Here is a 13,783-nt window from a genome sequence, read left to right on the forward strand (position 1 = left end):
GTCTCGGCCCTGATCTCAAGCGCCTCGGGGCTCCGGCTCCGGGGCGCTTTCCTTTTCCGCCGCGCCGTACGCGCGCGCCAGCTCCCTGGCCTTGGCCAGGACCCTGTCGCCCGGGTCCAGCTCGACCAGCTGGCAGAAGCGCGCCAGGAGCGTGGAGGCCTCGGCTTCGCGACCGAGCGCGTCGAGGCACAGCCCCCAGGCCAGGTCCCTCTGTGTGTAGCCCGAGCGCGGCGGCGACCCGATGGGCGGCCCGCGTGTCTCGAAGATCGCCACGATCGCCTCGATCGAGGTGACGGGCGCGAGTTCCTCGGCGGCCAGCTTGCGGACCTTGCGGGCGATCCTGGCCGCGCGGCCCGGCCCGTCCCAGTCCCGGAAGGCGCACCAGTCGGGCAGGGGCGTGCCCGTGCTGGGCCGCGGCCCGAGATGCAGGTCCAGCCTGGCCTTCTGGGCCGAGCGTTTCCAGGAGAGCTTGGCGTCGCCCATGACCGGTACGAAGTCGATCGCGACGCCCCAGGCGGCCGAGCGGGTCGCGCCCTTGAAGGCCTTGACCTCGACCATCGGCCGGATGCCGCCCACGGAGGGAGCGACCCATCGCCAGTCGCTCACCCGCTCGAAGCTCGGATCGGGCGCGATCGCGGCCAGCGCTTCGAGCACCTTGGGATCCACGGTTCCGCCCCTGTGCGACCAGCGCTGGAGACGGCGCATTTCCAGCCAGCTGATCGGGGGCAGGGCGGGCAGGATCAGCAAGCGGCTCGCTCTTTCAGTAGACCTCTTCCGGATCGAAGTCGTAGGCGGCTTCCGACTCGCCGCCAAGCGCCGTCGGGGCGGGCTGGGCGCCGCGTCGCTCGTCGCCGACGAAGTCGTGATCGATGCGCCGGCGGCGGCAGGGGCCGAAATAGGCCTGGGTGCGGACGAAGTCGCGCGGGTTGTTGATGACCTCGTTGATGCGGTGCATCACCCCGCGCGCCGTCAGCGGCTTGGCCAGGAACTCGGTCACCCCGGCCATTCGGGCCTCGTCGAGCGTGCGGCGGGTGGCGTGGCCGGTCATCATGATGATCGGCGCGTACGGGTTCGGGCTGGCCTGCGAGTTGCGGATCCAGTGCACGAACGACAGGCCGTCCACCGGCTGCATCATCAGGTCGGTGAACACGATGTCGATCTCGCGTTCGGAAAACAGCTTCAGCCCCTCGACGCCGTCGCCGGCCTCGAGGATGCGCCGCACCCCCGCTGACTTCAGGATCGCGGCCAGGATGCCGCGCATGTTGGCGTTGTCGTCGACGATGAGCATCGTCAACGCACGCAGATCTACCGCGCTCACGACCTTCTCCCCCAGAGCAATCGACGCCAGGGTTGGGGCCCGAGCGTCGACCAGACGGAAAGGTTGTGACGGACGTGCTTGAGGAAACGTTGATACGGCGACAAAAAGCCGCAGGAAATCACACGCTTATAGTCAAGCTTCGGTAAGGTTGAAGTGTCGGTTAACCGACTTAGCGCCCAGCCTAGCGACGGTCGCCGGGACGGGTGCCGGGCACGCCTTCGTCGTCCTGGGGCAGCATGCCGCCGCGACCGACGGTGCCGAGCAGTTGCTCCAGCACGGTCATTTCGCGACCGCGGGTCGGGGTCTCGCGGCCGTTGTAGGCGATGACCTTGCCGTCCTTCAGGGTGAAGGTGTCGACCGAGGCGACCTTTTCGTCGGCGGCGTCGAACTTGATGGCCACCACGTCGCGCTTGATCACGCGGGGCTTGTAGAAGGCCACGCGGTCGGTGGTCTGCGAGATGTAGTACCAGGCGTTGTTGTCGAAGGTGGACACCGCCGACGGCGAGCCCAGCTTTTCACGGACGGTGGACTTGCTGTCCTCGCCGACCTTCATGTCGACCGGCTTGGCCTCGATGGCCTGGAAGCCGGAATAGCTCGTCAGCGGCGTGCAGCCTCCGGCGACGGCGGCGAGGCCGATGACGGCGGCGGCGAAAACGGCGGGGCGAGACATTGAGGCTCCGGAACCGGAAGAAGGCTGGACTTTGACCTATCGCTCGCGCGGGCTTAGTTCAATGGCCCGCGTGGATGCTCAGGCCATCTAGAGGCGGCTCGCGGCGAAATAGAGGCGTGGAATGTTTCTGGAACGGCTACTTAAGCCCAGGCCCGCGAAGCTGGCGGGGGAAAAACTCTATGCCTCGGCGGTCGCCCAGGCCCGATCCGCGCGATTCTACGCCGAACTGGGCGTTCGCGACTCGATGGAGGGGCGGTTCGAGCTCTTCACCCTGCACGTGGTGCTGGTGATCGAGCGCCTGAAAGGGCAGGGCGACGCGGCGCAGGAGACCTCGCAGTCGGTCTTCGATTCCTACGTGCGGGGCCTCGATGACGCCTTCCGCCAGATCGGGGTGTCCGACACGGCCGTCGGCAAGAAGATGAAGAAGCTGGCGGGCGCCTTCTACGGCCGCCTGAAGACCTATGACGAGGCGTTCGCGGCCTTGCCCGATTCCTCCGAACTCGACGCTGCGCTCGCCCGGACCATCTTCGAAGAGCGCGGCGAGGGTGACGTAGCGGCCGTTAGCGCCTATGTGCGGTCCGCGCGTGAAGCTCTGGCGGGCCAGTCGCTGGACGCGCTGCTTAATGGAGAGGTGCAATGGCCGAACGTCTGAGCGATCCCTGGCCCAGCACCGTCACCCTGGCTCGCGTCGACCGCGGCGGGGTGGACCTGAAGCTGGCCCCCGACGAAACCGTGCTGAAGGCCATCGCCAAGCAGCTGGGTCTCGTTTCGCTGCATGATCTCAAGGCCGACGTCTATCTGCGCTCGTGGATGGACGGGGCGGAGGTCTCGGGCGTGCTGCGCGCCCGCGTCGTGCAGACCTGCGGCGTCACCAGCGACGATTTCGAGACGCCGATCGACGCCCGCTTCAGCCTGCGGGTCCTGCCGGCCGATAGCGAGCACGCCCCGCAGGACGAGGGCGGCGAGCTGGGCCTGGATCCCGACGGCGACGATCCGCCCGACGTGCTGGAAGGCGAGACGATCGACGTCTCCGGCTACGTCATCGAACACCTGGCGCTGGAGCTGGACCCGTTCCCCCGCAAGCCGGGCGCCGTTTTCGTGCAACCGCCCGAGCCTGTTGAGCTTTCTCCGTTCGCGGCCCTGAAGGGGCTGAAAACGAAGGGCGACGAGGGCTGAGTTGGCCCATACGCCTTCCGGCGTGATATCACGCCGGGGAATCATCGGCCGCGTCGCGACCGTCTAAGGAGTCGATAGCGCCTCGTGCCCAAGCCAGTAGTCATCTCGATCGACGCCATGGGCGGAGATCACGGTCCGTCCGTGGTCGTGCCGGCGCTGGAGATCGCGGCCAAGAGCCTGCCCGACGTGCGCTTCCTGGTGCATGGCGACGAGGTCGCGCTGAACGCCGAGCTGGCGCGCGCGCCGGCCGCGCGGGCGGTGTGCACCGTCGTTCACACCGACAAGTCCATCGCCATGGACGAAAAGCCCGCCCAGGCCATGCGCCGGGGCAAGGGCTCCAGCCTGTGGAACGCCGTCGAGGCCATCCGCGCGGGCGAGGCCGCCGCCTGCGTCTCGGCCGGCAACACCGGCGCGCTGATGGCGATCTCCAAGCTGATCCTGCGCATGAGCGCCGACTTGGAGCGCCCCGCCATCGTCGCCTCGTGGCCGACCATGAAGGGGATCTCGGCGGTGCTCGACGTCGGCGCCAATGTCGAGAGCGACGCCGACCAGCTGGTCGAGTTCGCGATCATGGGCGCGGCCTTCCACCACGCGGTGCACGGCTCGACCCGCCCGACCGTCGGCCTTCTGAACGTCGGCTCCGAAGAGCAGAAGGGCCATGAGGAAGTGCGCGAGGCGCACCGCATCCTGCAGGACAGCCCGCACTTCGACTTCGACTACCGCGGGTTCGTCGAGGGCACGGACATCGCCTACGGCACCGTGGACGTCGTGGTCACCGACGGCTTCACCGGCAATGTCGCGCTGAAGACGGCCGAGGGCCTGGCCCGGTTCTTCGGCAATGAGATCAAGCAGACCCTGACGGCCGGCCCGCTGGCCATGCTGGGCGCGCTGATCGCCTCGGGCTCGCTGAAGAAGATGAAGCAGCGCCTGGATCCGGGCCGGGTGAACGGCGGGCCGCTGCTCGGCCTCAACGGCATCGTGGTCAAGAGCCATGGCGGCGCTGACGCCAACGGCTTCGCCTCGGCCGTGCGCGTGGCGGTGGACCTGGCTCGCAGCGACTTCACCGCCGAGATCGATCGTAATCTGAAGCGTCTGACCGCGGAAAAAGACCAAGCGGCCAAGGACGACGGCGCCGAGGGCGCCGAAACCCAGGGAGCCGCCGAGTGAGCGTAGTCCGCAGCGTGGTGACCGGCGTCGGGGCCTACCTGCCGCCGCAGATCGTCACCAACGAAGACCTGTCGAAGATCGTCGACACGTCCGATGAGTGGATCATCGAGCGCACCGGCATCCGTCAGCGCCACAAGGCCGCCGACGACCAGGCCGTGTCCGATCTCGCCGTCGAGGCCGCCAAGCAGGCGCTGGAACGCGCCGGCAAGACCGCCGCCGACGTCGACCTGATCATCGTGGCCACCACTACGCCCGACCTGACCTTCCCGGCCACGGCCGCCATTGTGCAGCGCAAGCTGGGCGCGGGCGTGGGCATTGCGTTCGACGTCCAGGCCGTGTGCTCGGGCTTCGTCTACGCCCTATCGGTGGCCGACGGCTTCATCGCCCGCGGCAACGCCAAGTGCGCGCTGGTGATCGGCGCCGAGGCCATGACCCGGCTGATGGACTGGACCGACCGCGGCACCTGCGTGCTGTTCGGCGACGGCGCCGGCGCGGTCGTGCTGGAGCCGGGCGAAGGCGAGGGGACCACGGCTGATCGCGGCATGCTGGGCTTCGCCCTGCGCGCGGACGGGACCAAGCAGGACCTGCTCTATGTCGACGGCGGACCGTCGACCACCGGCACGGTCGGCAAGCTGCGGATGCTGGGCAACCAGGTCTTCAAGCATGCGGTGATCAACATTTCCGAGGCCATCCACGCCGCCGCCGAGAAGGCGGGCGTGACCGTGCCGGAAGTCGACTGGTTCATTCCGCACCAGGCCAACCAGCGCATCCTGCAGGGCGTGGCCAATCGCTGCGGCATCGACGAGGAAAAGGTGATCTCGACGGTGGCGCTGCACGCCAACACCTCGGCCGCCTCGATTCCCCTGGCCTTCGCCCACGGGGTCGCGGACGGCCGGATCAAGCCGGGCGACCTGCTGCTGCTGGAAGCCATGGGTGGCGGCCTGACCTGGGGCGCCTGCGTCCTGCGCCTTTGATGGTCACGGACCAAGCTTGACCTTGGGTTGGCGCACGGCCTGCTTCAGCATATGAAGTATCCGGCTTGACCCTTTGACTTCATGCGGTATTCGCGGCATGCAGTCTCAAGTTGACGAGGTCTTGTCGCGCGAGATCGGGGCTTCGTGCGCCCGTTTTCGCAAGGATCGGACCGATTGGCGCGGACTGTGCTGAGTCCGCGCGTGAAGCGTATAGGGGGCGTTATGAAGGGTTCGACTTTGACCCGGGCTGACCTCTGCGAGGCTGTCCACGAGGAAGTAGGCCTGACTCGTCAGGACTGCGCCGGTCTCGTCGAGCGCACCCTGGATCTCGTGGCCGAGGCGCTCGAGAAGGGTGAGACGGTCAAGCTTTCCGGGTTTGGCGTCTTCCAGGTCCGCGAGAAGCGGGCCCGCATGGGGCGCAATCCCAAGACGGGCGAGCCGGCCGAGATCGAGCCGCGCCGCGTCATCGGCTTTAGGGCTTCCCAGGTCATGAAGGCGCGCATCGACAGCGCCCTGGACGACTAAGGGGGCCGTGCGGTGGCGAAGGGGCCGAACGCCTTCCGCACGATATCAGAGGCCGCCGAGGAACTCGGCGTTCCCCAGCACGTCCTGCGTTTCTGGGAGACGAAGTTCTCGTTCATCCGCCCGATGAAACGGGCCGGCGGGCGGCGCTTCTATCGCCCGCAGGACATCGCCGTGCTGAACGGCGTGCGCGCGCTGCTGCACGCCGAGGGCTACACCATCAAGGGCGTCCAGAAGCTGCACCGCGAGCAGGGCGTGGCCCACGTCATAGCCGCGGGCCTTGGCCAGAACGGCGCCGCCTTCCTCGAATCGCCGATCGTCGACGCGTTCGGCGATTCGGCCGAGTTTGCCTCGCCCACGCCCGAGCAGCGTCGTCGCCTGACCGAGGCGCTGGATGACCTCACCAGCATCAAGGCCCGTCTGGACGGGCTTTTGACCCGTTCCTGAGGACTGTGGAAAACCACTAGATTTCCGATTGCCGAGGCGAAGAGCGGCGCCTATAAGGGCGCTCCTTCCGCGTCGGAGCGTGGCGCAGCCTGGTAGCGCACTTGACTGGGGGTCAAGGGGTCGCAGGTTCGAATCCTGTCGCTCCGACCATTCTCTCCCTGGAGAGAACATCGCGGAAGAAACGGAAAGGCCGCCCCTCGGGGCGGCCTTTTTCGTTTCCGGATCGGCGCTGGCCCCGAGCTAGCGTTGCCCGACGTCCAGCGGTTTGTCGGCCTTGCCCATCCAGGTGATCAGCGGGATGACCGGCAGGATCCAGCCCATGCCCAGCGCCACGAAATAGATCAGGTGCACGGCGCGGTTCAGGGGCAGGTGGTCGTACAGGCTGGTGAAGGCCCAGATCCAGCCGAGCAGAATCGCGATCACGCCGATCGAGCCGATCAGCTTGCGCAGGCGCGCCGGAATGAGGGGAGCGCTCACGCGGATCTCCGGAAGAGGCCGAGCACGGCCAGGAACAGGGTGGCGCCGACCGCCGAGACGGCCAGGCTGCCGAGGAAGCCGGGAATGGCCAGGTGCAGGCGCTGGGCGATGAAGGCTCCGATGAACGAGCCGATCACGCCGATCAGCAGCTTGATGAACAGGCTGTGGCGACGGGCCAGGGCCAGATCCGCGATCCAGCCGGCCAGGATGCCGATCACAACGGCGCTGAACACGCCCACGCCGCTCATTGCACTTCCCCCTGGAACACCGCGCCCCCGCAGCGGCGCACCATGCCATGACGAACCGCCCGCGTCATGGTTCCCTTAAGGCCTCGCTGGGCATGGACAGCGGCGCCTTGCCGGGAGTAGGGGGCGGGAGTAGGGGTCTAGCCGCCCCATTTAGGCCCAGAACAGGCGTTTTTTCGGCTTCATGACTTCCTTCCTGCGTTCCGACCGTTCCGGCCCCGTCGCCATCTGGCTGTTCGTCGTGGCGGTGCTGGTCTTCGCCATGGTCGTCGTCGGCGGCGCGACGCGCCTGACCGACTCGGGACTGTCGATCACCCAGTGGAAGCCGATCATGGGCGCGCTGCCGCCGATGTCGGAAGAAGCCTGGCGAGCCAATTTCGAGCTCTACAAGCAGATCCCCCAGTACCACCTGGTGAACCCCGACATGACGCTGGAGGCCTACAAGGGCATCTTCTGGTGGGAGTGGGCGCACCGGCTGCTGGGCCGGGTGGTCGGCATCGCCTTCGCCGTTCCCTTCGCTTTCTTCCTGGCGCGCCGAATGCTGCCGCGCCGCCTGATCTGGCGCTGCGGGGCGATGCTGGCGCTTGGCGGCCTGCAGGGTCTGGTCGGCTGGTGGATGGTGTCGAGCGGCCTGTCCGAGCGCGTCTCGGTCGCGCCCGAGCGGCTGATGGTCCACCTGGGCCTGGCGCTGGCGCTGTTCGTGCTGCTGATCTGGACGGCGCTGGACGCATGGAACGGCGCGCCGCGTGTCGAGGAGCGCAGCGACTGGCGCGGCTGGGCGCTGGCCTTCCTGGGCGCGGTGTTTTTCCAGAGCCTGCTGGGCGCGCTGGTGGCCGGCAACGACGCGGGCCTGGTCTACAACGACTGGCCGCTGATGAACGGCGCGCTGCTGCCCGACCAGTACGCCGGCCACGGCCTGTGGGGCACGCTGGCCCACAGCCAGGGCGCGGTGCAGTTGCATCACCGGCTTATGGCCTACGCCGTGTTCGCCGCCGCGATCGTCATCGCCGCCGGCGCGGCCCGCGCCCGCCGCCTGCCGCACGAGGCCAAGATCACCGCCTACGTGCTGCTGGGGGTGGTGACGGTGCAGGCCGGGCTCGGGGTCTGGACCCTGATGGCCGCCGTGCCGCTGAGCCTGGGCGTGCTGCACCAGGCCGGCGCGGCCGTGCTGCTGGCCGCCGCCACCGCCTTCGCCTGGCGCGTTCGCCGGCCGTAGCGGGCGGTTTCCGCGGCCCCGCCCGAAGAACTGTCACGAAACTCCAGCAGAGCACGCGCGACGTCCCTGCTGGAGACCCTGTCGTGATCCGTGCTTCCTCGTTCCTGGCCGGCGTCTGCGCCCTGGCCCTTCTGCCCGCCTTCGCCCACGCCGCCGATGCCTCGCCGGCCCAGGCGGCCGACCCCTACTACAAGGCCGGCCAGACGGCGCTGGCCAAGGCCATGGCCGTCAAGCCCAACACCGGGCGAGCCAAGAACGTCATCCTGTTCCTCGGCGACGGCATGGGCATCTCCACCGCCGTGGCCGGCCGCATCTGGCAGGGCCAGCAGAAGGGCGTGGATGGCGAATCCAACGCGCTGTCGTTCGAGAAGCTGCCGTTCACCGCGCTCTCCAAGACCTACAGCCACGACACCCAGGTCACCGACAGCGCCGCCGGCATCACCGCCATCACCACCGGCGTGAAGACGCGCAACAAGGTCATCGGCCTGACGGGCGAGGCCAAGCCCGAGAGCTGCGCCAGCGAGGCCTCGACGCGCGTGACGACCATCGCCGAGATCGCCAAGGCTCACGGCCTGTCGGCCGGCGCGGTCACCAACACCCGCATCACCCACGCCACGCCCGCCGGGACCTACGCCCACACCGCCTATCGCGACTGGGAAGGCGACGCCGACATGCCGGCCGGGGCTCTTTCCGGCGGCTGCAAGGACATCGCCCGCCAGCTGGTCGAGGCTCCTGCCGGCGTGCGCCTCGACGTCGCCCTGGGCGGAGGCCGCTCGCGCTTCCTGCCCGAGGCCAAGGGCGGCAAGCGCGCCGACGGCCGCGACCTGACCGCCGAGTGGGCCAAGGCTAAGGGCGCGGCCTACGTCTCGACCGCCGACCAGCTGAAGGCGGTCGACCCTGGCAAGACCGGTCCGCTGCTGGGCCTCTTCGCCGGCGAGCACCTGCCCTACGAGGTCGAGCGCGCGCAGAGCGGGCAGGGCGTGCCGACCCTGGCGCAGATGGCGACCAAGGCCGTCGACGTGCTGTCGCAGAACCCCAAGGGCTACTTCCTGCTGGTCGAGGGCGGCAAGATCGACATGGGCAGCCACCTCAACAACGCCAGGCGCACCCTGACCGAGACGGCGGCCTTCTCCGACGCCATCCAGGCCGTGCTCGACAAGGTCGACCTGAAGGACACCCTGGTCATCGTCACCGCCGACCACAGCCATGGCCTGGTGATCTCGGGCTACGCCGCCCGCAACGCCCCGATCCTGGGCCTGGCGGGCAACGAAGGCGAACCCGTCGTGGCCGGCGACGGCAAGGCCTACACCGTGCTGAGCTTCGCCACCGGCCCAGGCGGGGTCGAGGGAAACAACCTGCGCGCCGACCCGGCCAAGGAAGACCTCGACGAGGTCGACTACCACCAGCAGGCCGTCGCGCACCTTCCCAGCGCCGCCCACGCGGGCGAGGACGTCGGCGTCTATGCCGACGGTCCGGGCGCCTACCTCGTCAGGGGCGTCGTCGAGGAGAGCTATCTCTTCCAGGTGATGAACCACGCCTTCGGCTTCGAGGCCGGCAAGTAGCCGCGCATCCCAAGCCGGGAAAGGGGCGGGCGGTCTTCGGGCGTCCGCCCTTGTCCCTGATCGTGAAGGGTGGGGAGACTTGATGTGGTATTTAGATACCGCATCGTTCAAACCCTTGTCCTGCAAGGGTTTCCGAACTTTCCTGCGCGCGCATTGTTGACAGTCGGCGAACCCTTGGGTATCAGCCGCCCCTCACGCGGAAGGAACTGGTTCTCCGGCTCCCGACGCACAGGAATTACGGATCAATCCCATGCAAAAGACCACGGCTTCCCTGAAGCCCGCCGAGGTCGAGAAGAAGTGGATCGTGGTCGACGCCAAGGACGCCGTTGTCGGTCGTCTGGCGACGTTCATCGCCATGCGTCTTCGCGGCAAGCACCGTCCCGACTACACCCCGCACGTTGACTGCGGCGACTTCGTCGTCGTCATCAACGCCGACAAGGTGAAGTTCACCGGCAAGAAGCTGGACGACAAGGTTTACTACCGCCACACCGGTCACCCGGGCGGCATCAAGGAAACCACCCCGCGCAAGGTCCTGGGCGGTCAGTTCCCGGAACGCGTCCTGAACAAGGCCGTCGAGCGCATGCTGCCGAAGGAAAGCCCGCTGGCCCGCAAGCAGATGACGCACCTGCTGGTCTACGCCGGCGCCGAGCACCCGCACCAAGCGCAAAGCCCGGAAGTCATCGACTTCGCCGCGCGCAACGTCAAGAACACCCGGAGCCTCTAAGCCATGTCCGAAGCTCAAGGTTTTGACGCGCTGGCCAGCCTGTCCAGCAACCCGCAAGCGGCCGCTCCGGCCGAGCCGAAGATCGACGCCCAAGGCCGCGCCTACGCGACCGGCAAGCGCAAGAACGCCATCGCGCGCGTTTGGATCAAGCCGGGCACCGGCAAGGTCACCGTCAACGGCCGCGACCAGGAAGTCTACTTCGCTCGTCCGGTCCTGCGCATGATGATCGCTCAGCCGCTGCAAGTGACCGAGCGCCTCGGCCAGTTCGACGTCGACGTCACCGTCGAAGGTTCGGGCCTGTCGGGTCAAGCCGGCGCCATCCGTCACGGCCTGTCCAAGGCCCTGACCTACTACGAACCGGCCCTGCGCCCGGTCCTGAAGCCGCACGGCTTCCTGACCCGCGACAGCCGCGTCGTCGAGCGTAAGAAGTACGGCAAGGCCAAGGCCCGCCGCAGCTTCCAGTTCTCGAAGCGCTAAGCGCGTCGTCGCACGCGTTTTGGAAGAGGGCGCTTCGGTTATCCGAAGCGCCCTTTTTCTTGTGACTTCCGATCGGGCCGGACAGCGCCCGAACGCATGCGCCGGTCACATGGCGCTGCAAGACTGGGTCCCGGCCGAGCGCGGTTCGGGCCAGGAGTTGGCACTATGGCGAACACCCCCAAGGTCTTCATCGACGGCGAAGTCGGCACCACCGGCCTGCAGATCCGCGAGCGCCTGATCGGCCGCACCGATCTGCAGCTGATCTCGATCGATCCTGACAAGCGCAAGGACCCGGTCGCCCGCGCCGAGATGCTGAACGCCGCCGACGCGGTGATCCTGTGCCTGCCCGACGATGCGGCCAAGGAGGCTGTCGGGCTGATCGAGAACCCGCTGGTCAAGGTGATCGACGCCTCGACGGCCTATCGCACCAACGCCGACTGGACCTACGGCTTCCCCGAGCTCGACAAGGAACAGCGCAAGAAGATCGCGGCTTCGAAGCGGATTTCGAACCCGGGCTGCTACGCCACCGGCGCCATCGCCCTGACCCGTCCGCTGGTCTCGGCCGGCCTGCTGTCGTCCGACCTGCCGGTCTCGTTCAACGCCGTGTCGGGCTACACCGGCGGCGGCAAGGCGATGATCGCCGAGTTCGAAGACGAGAGCTCGCCGAACTACACCAAGGTCGCCTACCGCATCTACGGCCTGTCGCTGACCCACAAGCACGTGCCCGAGATCCAGAAGCACGGCGGCCTGCTGTCGCGTCCGATCTTCACGCCCGCCGTGGGTCGCTACGCGCAAGGCATGCTGGTCGAATTGCCGCTGCACCTTGGCCTGCTCGAAGGCTCGTGCTCGCTGGGCGACATCCACGCCGCGCTCGCCGCCCACTACAAGGGCGAGAGCTTCGTCGAGGTCGCCTCGCTGGACGAGGCCAAGAGCCTGACCACCCTCGATCCCGAGGGCCTGAACGGCACCAATCGCCTGAAGCTCTTCGTGTTCGGCTCCGACACCAGCGGCCAGGCGCGCCTGGTGGCCCTGCTCGACAACCTGGGCAAGGGCGCCTCGGGCGCGGCGGTGCAGAACCTCAATCTGGCGCTCGGCCTGGACGAGAAGGCGGGGCTGTAAAGAGTTTCCCTCTCCCTATGGGGGAGGGGACTGGAATACCCTCATGCCCGCCAGCGGTAGTGCCCGACCGGCTTGTGCAGCTTGAAGATCCACAGCGCTTCTTCGCGCGCGCCGGCGCCGATGTTGTGCACCACGCGCACCTTCTCGGGGCCCTGCACCACGACGCCGATGTGCGGGCGGCCGTTGCCGAACAGTCGCCAGCTCAGGACGTCGCCGGGCTGGGGATCGGAGAAGCCGTCGCCGGAACGGGCGTTCTGGCTGGCGCGCAGGCGCGCGCCCTGGCGCTCCAGATAGGTTTCCAGGTTCAGTACGCGCCGGTGGTCGATGTTGGCGTCGGCGCTCTTCTGGCCCCACGCCCGTTTGGCGGGATAGGCGGAAAAGGCGCGGACCATGTCGGCGTGCACGCGTTCCTGCAGGTCGACGTTCCAGGCGTCGCGGGCGGCCCGCACCAGCACGTCGGAGCATACCCCGGTGGTGCGCAGCACGTCGCCGCGGGGATAGCTGATCGCCCGATAGCTGGGATCATAGTCCAGGGTGACGCCGATCTGGGTTCGCGCCGCCTGGGCCAGTTTCAGGCCGTCGCCGCGCGCGGCCGCGCCCAGCCAGGGGGCGGCGGCCAGCAGGCTCAGCGCTGTGCGACGGGAGAAATCTTGCATGTCGCCAAGCTCCGCCGTGATCGGGGCGAGTTTTGGGCGAACATTGATCTTCGCGGTGTCAAATTTCGTCCAGAAGGCGAGCGCCCGGACCCTGGGCGGCCAGCGCGTCATCCGGATTGCGCAGCGGGCAGGCCGTCAACGACAGGCAGCCGCAGCCGATGCAGCCGTCGAGCTGGTCGCGCAGCTGGGTGAGGCGGCGGATGCGCGCGTCCAGATCGTCGCGCCAGGCCGCCGACAGGTCGCGCCAGTTCTCCTGGCTGGGCGCGCGGTCGTCGGGGAGGGCGGCCAGGGCCTGCTTGATCTCGTTCAGCGGCATGCCGGTGCGCTGGGCCACCTTGATCACCGCCACCCGGCGCAGCATGCCGCGCGGATAGCGCCGCTGGTTGCCCTCGGTGCGCAGGCTGCGGATCAGGCCCTTGGCCTCGTAGAAGTGCAGGGCCGACACCGCCACGCCGGCGCGCTTGGCCAGTTCGCCGACGCTGAGGGTCTGGAACGCGGACGGGCAGGTGTCGGGCATCGGCGCTTGACCTCAAGTTTGCTTGAGGTTTTACAGGAGGGGCTCCGCAACCGGCAACGCCCTTCTGAGGAGCGCCTCTCCATGACCTTCGCCGCCGCCACGACCGCCGTCGCAGCCGCCGCCATCGCCGCGCCGCTGGCGCTACGGCCCGCGCATCCCGAGCCGGTGGTCAACATCAGCGTCATCCGGCCCAAGGAGGGGCAGTACGAAGCCTTTCTTGAACTGCAGCTGGCCCAGCACCGGCGGTTGCGCGGCCAGGTGAAGGGGCTGCGCGGCGCGCGGCTGTTTCGGTCCGCCGAGGGACTGGTGCTGATCTCGGTGTTCGACACTCAGCAGGACGCCGATGCTTTCCGCGAGGACCCGCGCTTCACCGACCACATGGCGCAGGTGCGGCCCCTGATCGAAAAATCCGAGGCTGGCGTGTTCGCCGAGGCCTATGCGGTGGGCAGCATCTAATCCTTCTCCCCATGCGGGAGAAGGTGGCGGCGAAGCCGACGGATGAGGGGTTTCTCAGGC

Annotated in this window: 19 protein-coding genes and 1 tRNA gene; 13 read left to right on the forward strand and 7 right to left on the reverse strand. The window is 68.2% G+C overall.

What is annotated here, in order from left to right:
* Positions 1 to 15: 15 nt before the first annotated feature.
* The 3 genes from G5B46_RS14575 to G5B46_RS14585 all read right to left on the reverse strand — a co-directional run bounded on the left by G5B46_RS14575 (position 16) and on the right by G5B46_RS14585 (position 1,988).
* Complete coding sequence (locus G5B46_RS14575) at positions 16 to 747, reverse strand: hypothetical protein (RefSeq protein WP_165259723.1); 732 nt, start codon at positions 745 to 747, stop codon at positions 16 to 18.
* Between the two features lie 13 nt (positions 748 to 760).
* Complete coding sequence (locus tag G5B46_RS14580; protein ID WP_165259725.1) at positions 761 to 1,318, reverse strand: response regulator; 558 nt, start codon at positions 1,316 to 1,318, stop codon at positions 761 to 763.
* 181 nt (positions 1,319 to 1,499) lie between these two features.
* Complete coding sequence (locus G5B46_RS14585) at positions 1,500 to 1,988, reverse strand: outer membrane protein assembly factor BamE (protein WP_165259727.1); 489 nt, start codon at positions 1,986 to 1,988, stop codon at positions 1,500 to 1,502.
* Between the two features lie 121 nt (positions 1,989 to 2,109).
* On the opposite strand from G5B46_RS14585, the gene G5B46_RS14590 reads away from it, so the two are divergent.
* From G5B46_RS14590 to G5B46_RS14620, 7 genes are all read left to right on the forward strand, one after another.
* Complete coding sequence (locus G5B46_RS14590; protein WP_165259729.1) at positions 2,110 to 2,640, forward strand: ubiquinol-cytochrome C chaperone family protein; 531 nt, start codon at positions 2,110 to 2,112, stop codon at positions 2,638 to 2,640.
* Positions 2,625 to 3,164: a DUF177 domain-containing protein gene (locus G5B46_RS14595; protein ID WP_165259731.1), complete on the forward strand. Its 540-nt coding sequence runs from the start codon at positions 2,625 to 2,627 to the stop codon at positions 3,162 to 3,164. The genes G5B46_RS14590 and G5B46_RS14595 overlap by 16 nt, the downstream gene beginning before the upstream one ends.
* Before the next feature lie 84 nt (positions 3,165 to 3,248).
* Entirely contained in the window at positions 3,249 to 4,331 is a 1,083-nt protein-coding gene (gene plsX / locus G5B46_RS14600; protein WP_165259733.1) for a phosphate acyltransferase PlsX, read from the forward strand.
* Positions 4,328 to 5,305 carry a beta-ketoacyl-ACP synthase III gene (locus G5B46_RS14605; protein ID WP_165259735.1) on the forward strand — a complete coding sequence of 326 codons (978 nt, stop codon included), beginning with the start codon at positions 4,328 to 4,330 and terminating at the stop codon, positions 5,303 to 5,305. The genes plsX and G5B46_RS14605 overlap by 4 nt, the downstream gene beginning before the upstream one ends.
* 222 nt (positions 5,306 to 5,527) lie before the next feature.
* Positions 5,528 to 5,830: an integration host factor subunit alpha gene (locus G5B46_RS14610; protein ID WP_058346906.1), complete on the forward strand. Its 303-nt coding sequence runs from the start codon at positions 5,528 to 5,530 to the stop codon at positions 5,828 to 5,830.
* Positions 5,831 to 5,842: 12 nt separating this feature from the next.
* Positions 5,843 to 6,274 (forward strand): MerR family transcriptional regulator, encoded by a 432-nt coding sequence (locus G5B46_RS14615; protein WP_165259737.1) that lies wholly within the window; start codon positions 5,843 to 5,845, stop codon positions 6,272 to 6,274.
* Positions 6,275 to 6,347: 73 nt separating this feature from the next.
* Positions 6,348 to 6,424, forward strand: a tRNA-Pro gene (locus G5B46_RS14620).
* Positions 6,425 to 6,514: 90 nt separating this feature from the next.
* On the opposite strand, the gene G5B46_RS14625 is transcribed toward G5B46_RS14620, so the two are convergent.
* Complete coding sequence (locus G5B46_RS14625) at positions 6,515 to 6,751, reverse strand: DUF2842 domain-containing protein (protein WP_109455235.1); 237 nt, start codon at positions 6,749 to 6,751, stop codon at positions 6,515 to 6,517.
* Positions 6,748 to 6,999, reverse strand: a complete 252-nt coding sequence (locus tag G5B46_RS14630; protein ID WP_058346908.1) for a GlsB/YeaQ/YmgE family stress response membrane protein — start codon at positions 6,997 to 6,999, stop codon at positions 6,748 to 6,750. Before G5B46_RS14630 ends, G5B46_RS14625 begins: the two co-directional genes overlap by 4 nt.
* A 181-nt stretch (positions 7,000 to 7,180) precedes the next feature.
* Here G5B46_RS14630 and G5B46_RS14635 point away from each other — a divergent pair, with 181 nt between their 5' ends.
* From G5B46_RS14635 to argC, 5 genes are all read left to right on the forward strand, one after another.
* Positions 7,181 to 8,212, forward strand: coding sequence for a COX15/CtaA family protein (locus G5B46_RS14635; protein ID WP_165259739.1), 1,032 nt, complete (start codon positions 7,181 to 7,183; stop codon positions 8,210 to 8,212).
* Between the two features lie 83 nt (positions 8,213 to 8,295).
* Complete coding sequence (locus tag G5B46_RS14640; RefSeq protein ID WP_346764932.1) at positions 8,296 to 9,774, forward strand: alkaline phosphatase; 1,479 nt, start codon at positions 8,296 to 8,298, stop codon at positions 9,772 to 9,774.
* A 250-nt stretch (positions 9,775 to 10,024) separates the two neighbouring features.
* Complete coding sequence (gene rplM, locus G5B46_RS14645) at positions 10,025 to 10,498, forward strand: 50S ribosomal protein L13 (RefSeq protein ID WP_165259741.1); 474 nt, start codon at positions 10,025 to 10,027, stop codon at positions 10,496 to 10,498.
* A 3-nt stretch (positions 10,499 to 10,501) separates the two neighbouring features.
* Entirely contained in the window at positions 10,502 to 10,975 is a 474-nt protein-coding gene (gene rpsI, locus G5B46_RS14650) for a 30S ribosomal protein S9 (protein WP_165259743.1), read from the forward strand.
* A gap of 165 nt (positions 10,976 to 11,140) precedes the next feature.
* Positions 11,141 to 12,094 (forward strand): N-acetyl-gamma-glutamyl-phosphate reductase, encoded by a 954-nt coding sequence (gene argC, locus G5B46_RS14655; RefSeq protein ID WP_165259745.1) that lies wholly within the window; start codon positions 11,141 to 11,143, stop codon positions 12,092 to 12,094.
* 41 nt (positions 12,095 to 12,135) lie between these two features.
* On the opposite strand, the gene G5B46_RS14660 is transcribed toward argC, so the two are convergent.
* Both G5B46_RS14660 and soxR read right to left on the reverse strand, forming a co-directional pair.
* On the reverse strand, positions 12,136 to 12,750 hold the full coding sequence (locus tag G5B46_RS14660) for a DUF1287 domain-containing protein (RefSeq protein WP_165259747.1): 615 nt from the start codon (positions 12,748 to 12,750) through the stop codon (positions 12,136 to 12,138).
* A 58-nt stretch (positions 12,751 to 12,808) separates the two neighbouring features.
* Entirely contained in the window at positions 12,809 to 13,267 is a 459-nt protein-coding gene (gene soxR / locus G5B46_RS14665) for a redox-sensitive transcriptional activator SoxR (RefSeq protein ID WP_165259749.1), read from the reverse strand.
* Positions 13,268 to 13,348: 81 nt separating this feature from the next.
* Here soxR and G5B46_RS14670 point away from each other — a divergent pair, with 81 nt between their 5' ends.
* Entirely contained in the window at positions 13,349 to 13,723 is a 375-nt protein-coding gene (locus tag G5B46_RS14670) for an antibiotic biosynthesis monooxygenase (protein WP_165259751.1), read from the forward strand.
* Positions 13,724 to 13,783 lie beyond the last annotated feature (60 nt).

Origin of the sequence: Caulobacter sp. 602-2, from assembly GCF_011043625.1 — a bacterium.
GTDB lineage: Bacteria > Pseudomonadota > Alphaproteobacteria > Caulobacterales > Caulobacteraceae > Caulobacter.

Bases quoted from the DNA above. Each gene is read 5' to 3' on its own strand.
- G5B46_RS14595 (WP_165259731.1), top strand. From the start codon at position 2,625: ATGGCCGAACGTCTGAGCGATCCCTGGCCCAGCACCGTCACCCTGGCT.
- G5B46_RS14590 (WP_165259729.1), top strand. From the start codon at position 2,110: ATGTTTCTGGAACGGCTACTTAAGCCCAGGCCCGCGAAGCTGGCGGGG.
- G5B46_RS14610 (WP_058346906.1), top strand. From the start codon at position 5,528: ATGAAGGGTTCGACTTTGACCCGGGCTGACCTCTGCGAGGCTGTCCAC.
- rpsI (WP_165259743.1), top strand. From the start codon at position 10,502: ATGTCCGAAGCTCAAGGTTTTGACGCGCTGGCCAGCCTGTCCAGCAAC.
- G5B46_RS14630 (WP_058346908.1), bottom strand. From the start codon at position 6,999: ATGAGCGGCGTGGGCGTGTTCAGCGCCGTTGTGATCGGCATCCTGGCC.
- argC (WP_165259745.1), top strand. From the start codon at position 11,141: ATGGCGAACACCCCCAAGGTCTTCATCGACGGCGAAGTCGGCACCACC.
- soxR (WP_165259749.1), bottom strand. From the start codon at position 13,267: ATGCCCGACACCTGCCCGTCCGCGTTCCAGACCCTCAGCGTCGGCGAA.
- G5B46_RS14660 (WP_165259747.1), bottom strand. From the start codon at position 12,750: ATGCAAGATTTCTCCCGTCGCACAGCGCTGAGCCTGCTGGCCGCCGCC.
- G5B46_RS14635 (WP_165259739.1), top strand. From the start codon at position 7,181: ATGACTTCCTTCCTGCGTTCCGACCGTTCCGGCCCCGTCGCCATCTGG.
- rplM (WP_165259741.1), top strand. From the start codon at position 10,025: ATGCAAAAGACCACGGCTTCCCTGAAGCCCGCCGAGGTCGAGAAGAAG.
- G5B46_RS14670 (WP_165259751.1), top strand. From the start codon at position 13,349: ATGACCTTCGCCGCCGCCACGACCGCCGTCGCAGCCGCCGCCATCGCC.
- G5B46_RS14585 (WP_165259727.1), bottom strand. From the start codon at position 1,988: ATGTCTCGCCCCGCCGTTTTCGCCGCCGCCGTCATCGGCCTCGCCGCC.